Raw genomic sequence first — 14,129 nt, 5'->3', positions numbered from 1 at the left:
CTTAATCGCGTTAGCATGAGGTAGCACTCATTTATCCCGGGGACCTCATGGCTATCAAACTCATTGCAATCGATATGGACGGCACGCTGCTGCTGCCAGACCACACTATCTCTCCTGCCGTTAAAAATGCGATCGCCGCCGCACGCGAAAAAGGCGTGAACGTGGTGCTCACCACCGGACGCCCGTATGCCGGGGTGCACAGTTACCTGAAAGAGCTGCACATGAACCAGCCTGGCGATTACTGCATCACCTATAACGGCGCGCTGGTGCAAAAGGCAGCCGATGGCAGCACGGTGGCGCAAACTGCACTGAGCTATGATGACTACCGTTTCCTGGAAAAACTCTCCCGCGACGTGGGCTCTCACTTCCACGCGCTCGATCGCAATACGCTTTACACCGCCAACCGCGATATCAGCTACTACACGGTGCACGAGTCCTACGTTGCAACCATTCCACTGGTGTTCTGCGAAGCGGAGAAAATGGACCCGGCGACCCAGTTCCTGAAAGTGATGATGATTGATGAACCTGCGGTTCTCGACAAAGCCATCTCACGCATTCCGGCTGAGGTAAAAGAGAAATACACCGTGCTGAAAAGTGCGCCGTACTTCCTCGAAATCCTCGATAAACGCGTCAATAAAGGCACGGGCGTCAAATCGCTTGCCGATGCGCTGGGCATCAAGCCTGAGGAGATCATGGCGCTGGGCGACCAGGAAAACGATATTGCGATGATCGAATATGCGGGCATGGGCGTGGCGATGGATAACGCCATCCCGTCGGTAAAAGAAGTGGCGAACTTCGTGACTAAATCTAACCTGGAAGACGGCGTTGCCTGGGCGATCGAGAAATTCGTTCTGTCGTAACAAGTGATTTGAAAGATTAGCCCCGGTTATTAACCGGGGCTTTTTTTGGCCCTGAATTTATCAAATTGTTCTTTTTGTGATCTGTATTGTAGTACAACATTAACTGATTGTACTACATTGTCACCACGGCAAAGACGAAAGGCCTCACGTTTGTACTGCAAAAGTGAGGCGAAATTCAGCGGTCGCGGTAAAGTAGTGATGGACTTACAGAGCACAAGGACTCTCCATGACACTCAATAAAACCGATCGCATTGTCATCACGCTGGGCACTCAGATTGTGGGTGGCAAATACGTTCCCGGTTCGCCGCTGCCAGCAGAGGCGGAACTGTGCGAGGAGTTTGAAACCTCGCGCAACATCATTCGGGAAGTGTTCCGCTCGCTGATGGCGAAGCGGCTGATTGAAATGAAGCGCTATCGCGGCGCGTTTGTGGCGCCGCGTAACCAGTGGAACTACCTCGATACCGATGTTCTGCAATGGGTGCTGGAAAACGACTACGACCCACGGCTCATCGGCGCGATGAGCGAAGTTCGAAATCTGGTGGAACCGGCCATCGCCCGCTGGGCGGCAGAGCGCGCAACGTCAGGTGACCTGGCACAGATTGAGTCGGCTTTAAACGACATGATCGCCAATAACCAGAATCGGGAGGCGTTCAACGAAGCGGACATTCGTTACCACGAAGCGGTATTGCAGTCGGTGCATAACCCGGTTTTACAGCAGCTTAGCGTGGCGATCAGCTCGCTACAGCGAGCAGTATTTGAACGTACCTGGATGGGCGATGAGGCCAACATGCCGAAAACGCTTCAGGAACATAAAGCGCTGTTCGATGCGATACGGCATCAGGACGGCGATGCGGCAGAGCAGGCGGCGCTGACCATGATCGCCAGCTCGACACGAAGGTTGAAGGAAATCACATGACATCACGCTACATCGCAATTGACTGGGGATCGACCAATCTGCGCGCCTGGCTCTACCAGGGTGAGCAGTGCCTGGAAAGCAGGCAATCAGAAGCAGGTGTGACGCGCCTGAACGGTAAATCCCCCGCAGCGGTGTTAGCAGAAGTGACACAAAACTGGCGCGACGGTACTACGCCAGTGGTGATGGCCGGAATGGTCGGCAGTAACGTGGGGTGGAAGGTCGCGCCTTACCTGTCAGTTCCGGTGCATTTCACCGCCGTTGGCGAGCAGTTAACGTCCGTTGTCGACAATGTCTGGATTATTCCCGGTTTATGCGTCTCTCGCGACGATAACCATAATGTGATGCGCGGCGAAGAGACGCAGCTGCTCGGGGCGCGCACCCTTTCTCCTTCTTCTGTCTACGTCATGCCCGGGACGCACTGCAAATGGGTCCAGGCGGATGCTGAGCAAATTCATGATTTCCGCACCGTGATGACCGGCGAACTGCACCACTTGCTGCTTAAGCATTCGCTGGTGGGGGCCGGTTTGCCGGAGCAGACCCCTTCGCCGGAAGCGTTTGCCGCCGGGCTTGAGCGCGGGATCGCATCCCCTGCCGTTTTGCCGCAACTTTTTGAGGTTCGCGCCTCGCACGTGCTGGGAAATCTTCCGCGCGAACAGGTCAGCGAATTTCTGTCCGGCCTGCTGATTGGCGCAGAAGTCGCCACTCTGAGCGACGCGTTCGCCGGGCAGCAGGCCATCACGCTCGTCGCGGGTTCATCGCTGACGTCTCGTTACCGCCAGGCGTTCCACGCTATCGGACGGGATGTTGCTGCGGTGGAAGGCGACACGGCATTTCAGGCAGGCATAAGGAGCATCGCTCATGCAGTGGCAAACTGAACTTCCCCTGATCGCGATTTTGCGCGGTATCACGCCCGGTGAGGCCTTAGCGCACGTTGGCGCGGTGATCGACGCCGGGTTCGACGCGGTGGAAATCCCGCTCAACTCCCCGGAGTGGGAAAAAAGCATTCCGGCAATTGTGAAGGCGTTTGGTGATAAGGCGCTGATTGGCGCTGGCACCGTATTACAGCCGGAGCAGGTGGATGAACTGGCGAAGATGGGCTGCAAGCTTATCGTCACACCGAATATCAACCCCGAGGTGATCCGCCGGGCGGTGGATTACGGCATGACCGTCTGCCCGGGTTGCGCCACGGCCACAGAAGCCTTTGCCGCCCTCGATGCGGGCGCACAGTCTCTCAAAATTTTCCCGTCGTCGGCCTTTGGTCCGGATTACATCAAAGCGCTGAAAGCGGTCTTACCCGCCAGCGTGCCGGTCTTTGCCGTGGGCGGCGTCACGCCGGAAAACCTGGGCCAGTGGATGAGCGCGGGCTGTGTGGGCGCGGGGCTGGGCAGCGATCTCTATCGTGCCGGTCAGCCCGTTGAGCGTACCGCACAGCAGGCGGCAGCATTTGTGAAAGCGTATCGAGAGGCAGTGCAATGAAAATAACCAAACTCACCACGTACCGTTTACCCCCGCGTTGGATGTTCCTGAAAATCGAAACCGACGAAGGCGTGGTTGGCTGGGGCGAGCCGGTGATTGAAGGCCGTGCGCGCACCGTTGAAGCCGCGGTGCACGAGCTGGGCGAATACCTGATTGGCCAGGATCCGGCACGCATCAACGACCTGTGGCAGGTGATGTACCGCGCGGGCTTCTACCGCGGGGGGCCGATTCTGATGAGCGCCATCGCCGGTATTGATCAGGCGCTGTGGGATATCAAAGGCAAAGTGCTCAATGCCCCGGTCTGGCAATTAATGGGCGGCCTGGTGCGCGACAAAATCAAAGCCTACAGCTGGGTGGGCGGTGACCGCCCTGCGGAAGTGATCGACGGTATCCGGCAACTGCGCAACATCGGTTTTGACACCTTCAAACTCAACGGCTGCGAAGAAATGGGCGTTATCGACAACTCGCGCGCGGTAGACCGGGCGGTGAATACCGTGGCGCAAATCCGTGAAGCCTTCGGCAACGAGATTGAGTTTGGTCTGGATTTCCACGGCCGCGTCAGCGCGCCAATGGCCAAAGTGCTGATTAAAGAGCTGGAGCCGTATCGCCCGCTGTTTATCGAAGAGCCGGTGCTGGCCGAGCAGGCGGAATACTATCCGAAACTGGCTGAACAGACGCACATTCCCATCGCGGCGGGGGAACGCATGTTCTCGCGCTTCGAGTTTAAACGCGTGCTGGAAGCGGGCGGCATTGCGATCCTGCAACCGGACCTCTCCCACGCGGGCGGCATCACCGAATGCTACAAAATTGCCGGAATGGCAGAAGCCTACGATGTGGCGCTGGCGCCGCACTGTCCGCTTGGGCCGATTGCGCTGGCGGCCTGCCTGCACGTCGACTTCGTCTCCCGCAATGCGGTGTTCCAGGAACAAAGCATGGGCATTCACTATAACAAGGGCGCGGAGCTGCTCGACTTTGTGAAAAACAAAGAAGACTTCAGCATGGAAGGTGGTTTCTTTAAACCGTTAACGAAGCCGGGCCTTGGCGTGGAGATCGACGAAGCTAAAGTCATTGAGCTGAGTAAAAGTGCGCCGGACTGGCGTAACCCACTGTGGCGTCATGAAGACGGTTCCGTAGCCGAGTGGTAAATCGCCGGATGGCGCTACGCTTATCCGGCCTACTCTCTCGTAGGCCCGGTAAGCGAAGCGCCACCGGGCAAAAAAAAACGTACATAGAAAAAATATAACCCTCTGTAAATTACAGGGCATGGTGAGCGGCTTCGCTATGCCCAAAATCTGGAGACAGATTGCGATGGATATTCCAGTTACTGCTGCAAAAACCGGGCGTCGTCGTTACCTGACGCTGATCATGATCTTTATTACCGTGGTCATCTGTTATGTCGACCGCGCCAACCTTGCCGTGGCATCGGCTCATATTCAGGAAGAGTTTGGCATCACCAAAGCGGAAATGGGCTACGTCTTCTCGGCGTTTGCCTGGCTGTATACGCTCTGTCAGATCCCCGGTGGCTGGTTCCTTGACCGCGTGGGTTCACGTCTGACCTACTTTATCACTATTTTTGGCTGGTCCGTGGCGACCCTGTTCCAGGGCTTCGCGACCGGGCTGATGTCGCTGATTGGCCTGCGCGCCATCACCGGGGTGTTTGAAGCGCCGGCGTTTCCGACCAACAACCGCATGGTGACCAGCTGGTTCCCTGAACACGAACGCGCTTCCGCTGTTGGTTTTTACACCTCCGGGCAGTTTGTTGGTCTGGCGTTTCTGACGCCGCTGTTAATCTGGATCCAGGAGCTGCTGAGCTGGCACTGGGTGTTTATCGTCACCGGCGGGATCGGCATTATCTGGTCGCTCATCTGGTTTAAGGTTTATCAGCCGCCGCGCCTGACCAAAAGCATCACCAAAGCCGAACTGGACTACATCCGCGACGGCGGTGGCCTGGTGGATGGCGATGCGCCCGTGAAAAAAGAGGCGCGCCAGCCGCTGACCAGAGCGGACTGGAAGCTGGTCTTCCACCGTAAGCTGGTGGGCGTGTATCTGGGACAGTTCGCGGTGACCTCCACGCTGTGGTTCTTCCTCACCTGGTTCCCGAACTATCTGACCCAGGAAAAAGGTATTACCGCGCTGAAGGCAGGCTTTATGACCACCGTACCCTTCCTTGCGGCGTTTTTCGGCGTCCTGCTCTCGGGCTGGCTGGCGGATAAGCTGGTGAAAAAAGGCTTCTCGCTGGGCGTTGCGCGTAAAACGCCGATTATCTGCGGACTGCTGATCTCTACCTGCATCATGGGAGCGAACTACACCAACGATCCGGTGTGGATCATGACCCTGATGGCGGTAGCGTTCTTCGGAAACGGTTTTGCCTCCATCACCTGGTCGCTGGTGTCGTCCCTGGCGCCGATGCGTCTGATCGGCCTGACTGGTGGTGTGTTTAACTTCGTTGGCGGCCTGGGCGGGATCACCGTACCGCTGGTCATCGGTTACCTGGCGCAGGACTACGGCTTTGGTCCGGCTCTGGTGTATATCTCTGCCGTGGCGCTGATCGGGGCGCTCTCCTACATCCTGCTGGTCGGCGACGTTAAACGAGTAGGCTAATCCCTTCGGATGTTTTACCCTGATGCGATAACCGCGCATCAGGGTATTTTCATGAAACAAATCACCTTCGCTTCCCGCAACCACCAGCTCACCAACATCAACACCTGGACGCCAGACAGCCAGTGGCTTGTCTATGATGTCCGCCCGTCCGGCGCGTCGTTTACCGGTGAAACCATTGAGCGGGTCAATGTCAGTACGGGCGAGGTTGAGGCGATCTACCGTGCGACTGACGGCGCGCATGTCGGCGTGGTAACCGTTCATCCGGCGCAGGACAAATATGTTTTTATCCACGGCCCGAAAAACCCGGATGCAGACTGGCAGTATGATTTTCACCATCGTCAGGGGGTGATTGCGCACAATGGTCAGGTGAGCAATCTTGATGCGATGGATATCACCGCGCCTTACACCGCAGGCGCGCTGCGTGGCGGCAGCCACGTCCACGTTTTTAGCCCGAACGGGCAGTTCGTCAGCTTTACCTACAACGACCATGTGCTGCACGCGCGCGATCCGCAGCTGGATTTGCGTAACGTCGGGGTGGCGGCGCCTTTTGGCCCAGTAAACCCACAGGGGAACCATCCGCGGGAATATGCCGGCACCTTCTGGAGCGTACTGGTAAGCCGTACAACGCCGAACCCGAAACCGGGCAGCAATGAGGTAAACCGCGCCTATGAAGAGGGCTGGGTGGGCAACGACAGGCTGGCGTTTATCGGCGATACGGTGTCTGCGAAAGGCGAGAAAGTGCCCGAACTGTTTATTGTGGACCTCCCCAAAGACGAGCAGGGCTGGAAACGGGCGGGCGATGCGCCGTTGCAGGGAACGCCTGAAACAATGCCCGCGCCGCCTGCGGGCGTAACGCAACGTCGCTTAACCTTCACCCATCAGAAGGCGTATCCGGGGCTGGTGAACGTACCGCGCCACTGGGTGCGCAGCAATCCGCAGGGGACGCAGATTGCGTTTTTAATGCGGGACGATAACGGCGTTGTGCAGCTGTGGCTTATCTCCCCTGAGGGCGGCGAGCCGCGTCAGCTAACCCACACTGAGCGTGATATTCAGTCGGCCTTTAACTGGCATCCTTCCGGCAACGGGCTGGGATTTGTGCTTGCAGGCCGTATTGCCTGCTGCGATGCGCAGACCGGAGAGGTGACGTTTTTGACGTCCGATCACGGCAATCCGCCGTCTGCTGACGCTGTGGTGTTTTCCCCGGACGGACGATTTATTGCATGGATGGAAGAGAAGGACGGTTTCCGCCAGCTGTGGCTAACGGAAACCGCACAGAATTAGCGTGGAGGCATCTCTGCGGGCGGGATGACGGAATTGGTCGCCAGCTTTTCCTGCTCGCTTTTCTCAACGCGCGAACGCACTGAGCTGTCGGTGCGGAACATATCCCACGGCAGCAGAAGCGTATCGGCAACCGCCGTAAACGGCATATCAAGAATCGCCAGAGATTTGGTACCCCAGTTTGTCTCATCATCAGAGATCATTGCGGCACTGGCGCGCGTCCCCGGATATGTTCCTTCTTTACCGCCGGTGTGCGACATCACGCTCGAACACCCGCAAAGTAAAACAACCCCGCTGAACGACGCCAGCTTAATCAGAACATTTCTCATCATCACTCAGTCATCTTTAGTAGCACGGCATTGACCTGCAACTCAGGGTTATAGCGAGGCGCGTCCAAAATGGATAGCTCAAAACTCCCGCACTGTGGTCGTCATCGCAATTTAACCCTTTGTGCTGTGCCCCTGAGTCTATGCGACAACCAGCAAAGTGCAAAAAAATCTCACATCAACAGTCTTGAAAACGCCGTATCCAGACCCATTTTAAGAATGTAACCCGATAACGGACACGCCTGATGGGTGTTCGGGGAAGCAGAAGCCTGTCCATGGTGGAAGGCTACATTTTCTCGCTGATTTCAGGAGCATTTATCCATGCGTAATTTCGATCTCTCTCCGCTATACCGTTCTGCCATTGGTTTCGATCGTCTGTTCAACCACTTAGAAAACAACCAGAGCCAGAGCAACGGCTATCCTCCTTACAACGTTGAACTGGTTGACGAAAACCACTATCGCATTGCGATTGCTGTTGCCGGTTTCGCAGAGAGCGAACTGGAGATCACCGCGCAGGACAATCTGCTGGTGGTGAAAGGCTCCCATACGGCCGAGCAGAAAGAACGAACCTACCTCTACCAGGGCATCGCAGAGCGCAACTTTGAGCGCAAGTTCCAGCTGGCTGAGAACATCCACGTCAAGGGCGCGAACCTGGTGAACGGCCTGCTGTTTATCGAACTGGAACGTGTGATTCCGGAAGAGAAAAAACCGCGTCGTATCGAAATCAACTAATTACGCGGGTCGCGTGAGCGGCCCACCCGAACTTGCTTGCCGTAACGGGAGCATATGCGAATCCGCAAGGGTTTGCAGGTACAACTGTGCACAAAATTAAACTGTGCCGAACTCGCTTCTCAGAAGGAGATTTAGTATGCGTAACTACGATTTATCCCCCCTGCTGCGTCAGTGGATCGGTTTTGACAAACTGGCTAACGCGCTGCAAAGCGCAACCGAACAGCAGACCTTTCCGCCGTACAACATCGAAAAAAGCGATGATAACCACTACCGCATCACGCTTGCGCTGGCCGGGTTCCGCCAGGAAGATCTCGACATCCAGCTTGAGGGTACGCGCCTGACCGTGAAAGGGTCACCGGAAAAACCAGACACCGAGACCAAATGGCTGCATCAGGGGCTTGTCACTCAGCCGTTTAGCCTGAGCTTTACCCTGGCAGACCATATGGAAGTTTCTGGCGCGACGTTCACTAACGGGCTGCTGAACATTGACCTCACCCGTAACGTGCCGGAAGCCATTGCGCCTCAGCGCATCGCCATTAGCGAACGCCCGGCGTTGAACAGCTAAACCACGTTTTTGCCGGGTGGCAAACCTGCCGATCCTGTAGGTCGGGTAAGGCGCAGCCGCCACCCGACTCGCTCACAGATGCCATGAAGCCCTGCCCCGGCAGGGCTTTTTTGTGCGCCATCGCCCATACAACCGCCGTCAGCTCTGAGAGAATCCTTAGCATAACTATGGTTATACACAGGATGTGGATCATGAGTGATATCGCGTTAACCGTTAGCGTGTTGGCCCTTGTCGCGGTAGTGGGGCTATGGCTGGGGAATATCAAAATCCGCGGCGTCGGATTTGGCATCGGTGGGGTGCTGTTCGGCGGGATTTTTGTCGGCCATTTTGCCGACCAGCTTGGGTGGGTGCTCAGCGCCGATATGCTGCATTTCATCCAGGAGTTCGGCCTGATCCTCTTTGTGTATACCATCGGTATTCAGGTGGGGCCGGGCTTCTTCGCTTCCCTGCGCGTCTCCGGTTTACGCCTTAATCTCTTTGCCTTCGGCATCGTCGTGATGGGGGGGCTGGTTACCGCCATTCTGCATAAACTCTTCGCGATTCCGCTGCCCGTCGTGCTGGGCATCTTCTCCGGCGCCGTCACGAATACGCCCGCGCTCGGGGCGGGCCAGCAAATTCTGCGCGATCTGGGTATCCCTGCTGATGTCGTCGATCAGATGGGGATGAGCTACGCCATGGCCTATCCGTTTGGCATTTGCGGTATTTTGCTCTCGATGTGGCTGGTGCGCGTGCTGTTCCGCGTTAACGTCGAGCAGGAGGCAAAAGAGCATGAAAGCACGCTGACCAACGGCCATGCGCTCATTAAAACTATCAATATTCGCGTCGAAAACCCTAATCTGAACAATATGGCGATTCAGGATGTTCCCATTCTGAACAGCGCGACCATTATCTGTTCCCGCCTGAAACGTGATGAAACGCTGATGGTGCCTTCACCGGATACCCTTATTCAGCACGGCGATCTCCTGCATCTGGTAGGGCAACCGGCGGATTTAAACAATGCCCGGCTGGTGATTGGTCAGGAGGTGGATACCTCACTCTCAACCCGTGGAACGGACATGCGCGTGGAGCGGGTGGTAGTGACCAATGAGAAGGTTTTGGGCAAGAAAATACGCGATTTGCAGGTTAAAGAGCGTTATGACGTGGTGATCTCCCGGCTTAACCGCGCCGGTGTCGAGCTGGTGGCCAGCCAGGATGCCAGCCTGCAATTCGGTGATATTCTCAACCTCGTCGGGCGTCCCTCATCCATTGATGCCGTAGCGGACATGGTAGGCAACGCCCAGCAAAAACTCCAGCAGGTGCAGATGCTGCCGGTCTTTATCGGCGTCGGGCTTGGCGTCATGCTTGGCTCCATCCCCCTGTACGTGCCCGGCTTCCCGGTAGCACTGAAGCTGGGTCTGGCAGGCGGGCCGCTCATTATGGCGCTGATCCTCGGGCGTATCGGCTCCATCGGTAAGCTCTACTGGTTTATGCCGCCGAGTGCTAACCTGGCGCTGCGGGAGTTAGGCATCGTGCTGTTTCTGGCGGTGGTGGGGCTGAAATCCGGCGGCGATTTTGTCGATACTCTGGTCAACGGCGAAGGGATGAGCTGGGTAGGATACGGCATATTTATTACCGCTATCCCACTGATAACGGTCGGATTACTGGCACGTATCTTCGCTAAAATGAACTATCTCACGCTGTGCGGCATGCTGGCCGGTTCCATGACCGATCCGCCCGCGCTGGCGTTCGCCAACAACCTGCACGCCACCAGCGGCGCGGCGGCGTTGTCCTACGCCACGGTTTATCCGCTGGTGATGTTTCTGCGCATCATCACCCCGCAGCTACTGGCGGTGCTGTTCTGGGGGATGGGCTAGCCGGTTAAACCCAGCCTGACAAACTGCTCTGCCGGCGCGTCACTCTCGTGCAACAGGCGCACCAGCAGGGCAATCATACGCGTTTCGATCGCGTCATCCTTTATCGGGCTCAGCTGCTGCGGATCGGTGTATAAATCAAACAGCAGATGGCCAGTGCGATTAATCCCCTGATATTTCTCTTTGGCCGGAATGCGCAATGTACTGACGCCCTTGGTAAAACGGAAGGGAGGCGCCAGCGTTAAGGCGTGCAGCTCGGCCACATCAAAGCGGGTGTTCATCTTAATCGGCATCAGGGTGTAATTCGCGATGTCATTTTCACGCCCGGGAAGCGCGGCGCGCATATAGACGTAGCGACCGTCCGTGACGTTGACGTGGCCGCTGAAAACGCCGAACAGCGCGGCGTCACGCACCGGCGTGTCATCTTGCAGAACCGGCGTTAGCGGTTGCCCCTGTACGTCTGCGGGAATGGGCTGCCTGAAGAACTCCAGCAGAGTCGGCGCCCAGTCAATCATCTGCACCAGCGAATCACGCTGCTCTGCGCGCCTGGCGTGGCGCGGATCCCAGATAAATAACGGGTTATTCGCCACTTCGTTGTAGTACGGCATTTGATTTTTCGCCCACCAGCCATGTTCTCCCAGCAGAAAACCATGGTCGGTACCGACGATCAGCATCGTATCGCGCCAGAGATCGAGAATGTCCATCAGGTCAAGGATGCGGCCCAGATTGCGATCGCACATGGACACCAGGGCACGATAGCGGCAGCGAATATGTTCTACCGCCTCCGCGCTCTCCTCCACCTTGCCGCGCGGCCAGTCGTAGTGAGGCCCGTCCCACGGATCTTCATACAGCGAGAGGTATTCTTCGGTGGTGTAAAACGGTTCGTGCGGATCGAAGGTTTCGACCTGCAACAGCCAGTTATCTTGCGAATGGTTTTTTTCGATAAACTCGCAACCGGCAGCAAAGACGCGAGTTTGCGGAAAATCGGCCTCCTCACGGATATAATCGCGATTTACCCAGTCCTGACGCCAGAGCCCGGATACGCCGCCGCCGGTCTGTTTCTGTGGTACGCGCAGCACCTCCGGGATAACCGGATCGGCAACGCTCCCTTTCCAGCTATCGCCCTCCTGACCGCGCACGATCTCCCACGAGTTGTAACGATTGTGGTAATTACCTCCGCCATCCTCCCAGTAATGCAGATGATCGCTGATAAGGTGCGTATACACGCCCGCTTTTTTCAGCAACTCCGGCATGGAGTCGTCAAACGGCTCCAGCGGCCCCCATTCGCGATGGAGGAAGTTGTACCGCCCGGTGTGTAATTCACGGCGGGCGGGCATACACGGCATACTGCCGACATAGCTGTTATTAAACGTTACCGCGTGCGCCGCCAGACGCTGGAAATTTGGTGCCTGGGTAATAACGTCTCCGTAGGGCGGCAGATAATGTTTATTCAGACTATCAAAGAGCAGAATAATGGCTTTCATCTGCGCTCCTTAGCGAGACGGGATCAGATGCGGAAAATGTTCTTCTACCACCGCGTAGATCTGTTTACCGATCGTTTCGCCGTCCATAATATTTTCGATCGGGATGAGATATTGCCCGTGACGCGGATCGAGACTGACCACATCAATGAGTTTTTTAGAAATTGCATAGATATCGGCCCAGTCGGTAAACCCGCCCACCTCGCCCGCGGCGGTATGCTCCATCTCAAAAGCAATATTGTATTTTGCTAACGCTTTTTTCACGACCGTCTGTAACATTACGCTACTACCAACGCCATAGCCGCAAACAAACAGAATATTAATTTTTTCTTTCATCACACGTTCCTTTTAAAGGTGAAGGGATTTAGCCCGTGTAAGGCCCAAGGTGGAATGTGGCTGCAATAAACTTAAGGATTTCACAAATGGCGGGCCATAATGTCGCCCAGTCAAAAATACCGGTCCAGCCCACTCCCTCGGCAGCAAGGCCGGTAAGCGGAATGGCCCAGATCGTGCCGAAGGTTTGAATCATTCCCAGCAGAAAGGTGCAAATAATAACGGAGCGGTAACCGCCTAATCGGTTGGCTAATACGCCAATAGGACCGCCGGAGAAAAAGAGCGGCACAAAACCCGGCAACACCATAATGGGACTTTTGGTGATAAGCAGAATACCCATCGAAAATATGGTGCCGAAGGTACAGAAGATAAATCCCAGCGTAGCGGCATTTGGTGAGAAGGGGAGCAGCGCCGCGACGTCAACAGCCGGAATGGCGTCAGGAATAAGACGGTCTTGCCAGCCTTTAAAAGAGGCATTAATTTCGCCGACCATCATGCGCACGCCCTGAAGCAAAATCACCATATACATGGAGAATTGCAGTCCGAGGTTAATAATATAGATATACCAGGGCTTTCCTTTCGCCATCGCCTGGACGTTATCAATCCCGGTTGTCAGTAAAAAACCGCCGACAAACAGCGTCATCACGATTGCGATAGAGGTGACGTTATGGTTAAAAATTGCCAGCCATCCGGGCAGTTTCATATTCTCGGCATCCTGTTTTTCCGCATCGCCAAACAAATGGGCGAATTTAGAAAAAAACCAGATCCCCAGCATCTGATTATGGGCGATGGTAAAGCCCGCATTATTGGTAATTTTGGCGACGGGTTTCGCGATCAGCGTCGTGGCGAAAGCCCAGAACAACCCGGTTAATATCCCGGCGATAATAATTGAGGGGACCCAGCCTAAGCCCAGCCAGAAGACAATTAGCCACAGCACAGCCTGAGAGTGGGATACGCCGGTATTACCGGTCAGGAAGATGCCTTTGACCCGCGTATAGCGGCCCAACAGCACCAGCAGCAGGTTGGTAAAAAAGGCCAGTACAAACACATAGCCGACAAAACCGAAATTATCGCCGAGCGCAATTTGGGTCGCCGCTTTCATGGCATAGGAATCCATCAGGTAGCCATGAATACCGTAAGACTGGCTAACAGCATCAGCCACAGGTTTAAACGTTGCCGAGAATTGAAAACCACCGAATAACACCATCATTAATCCCACCATGGCGCTTACCATGCCGGTAATAATTTTTATCGGTGATTTTTTATCGAGTGCGTACCCCAGACCGACCAGCAAGCCTATTAAGATTGCAGGCTCGGTCAAAAAAGACTGTATTATGGCGATAAATTCAGAAAACATGTTTGACTTAACCTCCGTGATATTTTTATCCAGATAATTACATCCCGTTCACTGCTGTTGATGACGGGATGAATACTAGTAATCAAAATTAGTCATTAGAAGATTAAAAATGATTTTTTGTGAGTGTCTTTGCAAAAATAGCAAGCTATAAATCCCAGTGATTTTTGTGATTTTTTAATTAATTATTTATATATAATCTATGGATGTGAATGACAGGCGCAATGTGTATTTACCAGGGTTATATTTCATTGATGAATATATTGATGTGTAATGATTTATTTTGGTGTTTTCACTGCTGATTAATTAGTATGAATTTGCAAAAATCGGTTTATTTGTGTGCTATTCCACAAAATA

Annotated in this window: 14 protein-coding genes and 1 other annotated feature; of the genes, 10 read left to right on the top strand and 4 right to left on the bottom strand. The window is 55.1% G+C overall.

Going from position 1 to position 14,129, the window contains the following annotated elements:
• Positions 1–47 precede the first annotated feature (47 nt).
• From yidA to O1722_RS23230, 7 genes are all read left to right on the top strand, one after another.
• Positions 48–860 (top strand): sugar-phosphatase, encoded by an 813-nt coding sequence (yidA, locus tag O1722_RS23260; protein WP_023295661.1) that lies wholly within the window; start codon positions 48–50, stop codon positions 858–860.
• A gap of 226 nt (positions 861–1,086) precedes the next feature.
• Entirely contained in the window at positions 1,087–1,776 is a 690-nt protein-coding gene (gene dgoR, locus O1722_RS23255) for a D-galactonate utilization transcriptional regulator DgoR (protein WP_003861109.1), read from the top strand.
• Positions 1,773–2,651, top strand: coding sequence for a 2-dehydro-3-deoxygalactonokinase (locus O1722_RS23250; RefSeq protein WP_033487036.1), 879 nt, complete (start codon positions 1,773–1,775; stop codon positions 2,649–2,651). The genes dgoR and O1722_RS23250 overlap by 4 nt, the downstream gene beginning before the upstream one ends.
• Complete coding sequence (locus O1722_RS23245) at positions 2,635–3,252, top strand: 2-dehydro-3-deoxy-6-phosphogalactonate aldolase (protein WP_023295663.1); 618 nt, start codon at positions 2,635–2,637, stop codon at positions 3,250–3,252. The genes O1722_RS23250 and O1722_RS23245 overlap by 17 nt, the downstream gene beginning before the upstream one ends.
• Entirely contained in the window at positions 3,249–4,397 is a 1,149-nt protein-coding gene (gene dgoD, locus O1722_RS23240; RefSeq protein ID WP_003861103.1) for a galactonate dehydratase, read from the top strand. Before O1722_RS23245 ends, dgoD begins: the two co-directional genes overlap by 4 nt.
• A 118-nt stretch (positions 4,398–4,515) precedes the next feature.
• Positions 4,516–5,853: an MFS transporter gene (locus O1722_RS23235; RefSeq protein ID WP_192870722.1), complete on the top strand. Its 1,338-nt coding sequence runs from the start codon at positions 4,516–4,518 to the stop codon at positions 5,851–5,853.
• Between the two features lie 51 nt (positions 5,854–5,904).
• Complete coding sequence (locus tag O1722_RS23230) at positions 5,905–7,134, top strand: YidR family protein (RefSeq protein ID WP_023302819.1); 1,230 nt, start codon at positions 5,905–5,907, stop codon at positions 7,132–7,134.
• On the opposite strand, the gene O1722_RS23225 is transcribed toward O1722_RS23230, so the two are convergent.
• Positions 7,131–7,463: a YceK/YidQ family lipoprotein gene (locus O1722_RS23225; protein WP_017383693.1), complete on the bottom strand. Its 333-nt coding sequence runs from the start codon at positions 7,461–7,463 to the stop codon at positions 7,131–7,133. The genes O1722_RS23230 and O1722_RS23225 overlap by 4 nt on opposite strands.
• A 247-nt stretch (positions 7,464–7,710) precedes the next feature.
• Positions 7,711–7,785, top strand: a sequence feature (ROSE (Repression Of Heat Shock gene Expression) occurs in the 5'-region of heat shock genes and acts as an RNA thermometer to modulate expression.).
• On the opposite strand from O1722_RS23225, the gene ibpA reads away from it, so the two are divergent.
• The 3 genes from ibpA to O1722_RS23210 all read left to right on the top strand — a co-directional run bounded on the left by ibpA (position 7,779) and on the right by O1722_RS23210 (position 10,607).
• A complete protein-coding gene (ibpA, locus tag O1722_RS23220; protein ID WP_006177605.1) occupies positions 7,779–8,189 on the top strand; it encodes a small heat shock chaperone IbpA in 411 nt (136 codons plus the stop codon). It overlaps the preceding feature by 7 nt.
• Positions 8,190–8,325: 136 nt before the next feature.
• Positions 8,326–8,754 (top strand): small heat shock chaperone IbpB, encoded by a 429-nt coding sequence (gene ibpB / locus O1722_RS23215; RefSeq protein WP_015570126.1) that lies wholly within the window; start codon positions 8,326–8,328, stop codon positions 8,752–8,754.
• A 191-nt stretch (positions 8,755–8,945) separates the two neighbouring features.
• Complete coding sequence (locus tag O1722_RS23210; RefSeq protein ID WP_017694020.1) at positions 8,946–10,607, top strand: putative transporter; 1,662 nt, start codon at positions 8,946–8,948, stop codon at positions 10,605–10,607.
• Here O1722_RS23210 and O1722_RS23205 read toward each other — a convergent pair.
• Genes O1722_RS23205 through O1722_RS23195 form a run of 3 tightly spaced genes read right to left on the bottom strand, consistent with a single transcriptional unit; the run spans position 10,604 to position 13,775 of the window.
• The gene (locus O1722_RS23205) at positions 10,604–12,088 is read right to left on the bottom strand and encodes a sulfatase (RefSeq protein WP_033487034.1); all 1,485 of its coding nucleotides are present in this window, start codon (positions 12,086–12,088) and stop codon (positions 10,604–10,606) included. The genes O1722_RS23210 and O1722_RS23205 overlap by 4 nt on opposite strands.
• A 9-nt stretch (positions 12,089–12,097) precedes the next feature.
• Positions 12,098–12,421 (bottom strand): PTS sugar transporter subunit IIB, encoded by a 324-nt coding sequence (locus tag O1722_RS23200; protein WP_033487033.1) that lies wholly within the window; start codon positions 12,419–12,421, stop codon positions 12,098–12,100.
• Positions 12,422–12,449: 28 nt separating this feature from the next.
• Complete coding sequence (locus O1722_RS23195) at positions 12,450–13,775, bottom strand: PTS sugar transporter subunit IIC (RefSeq protein WP_033487032.1); 1,326 nt, start codon at positions 13,773–13,775, stop codon at positions 12,450–12,452.
• Positions 13,776–14,129 lie beyond the last annotated feature (354 nt).

This window comes from Enterobacter cloacae complex sp. HYC003_NIDB (assembly GCF_056673375.1).
Note: the sequence above shows the minus strand (reverse complement) of the source record. Positions and strands in the feature narration are given on the sequence as shown.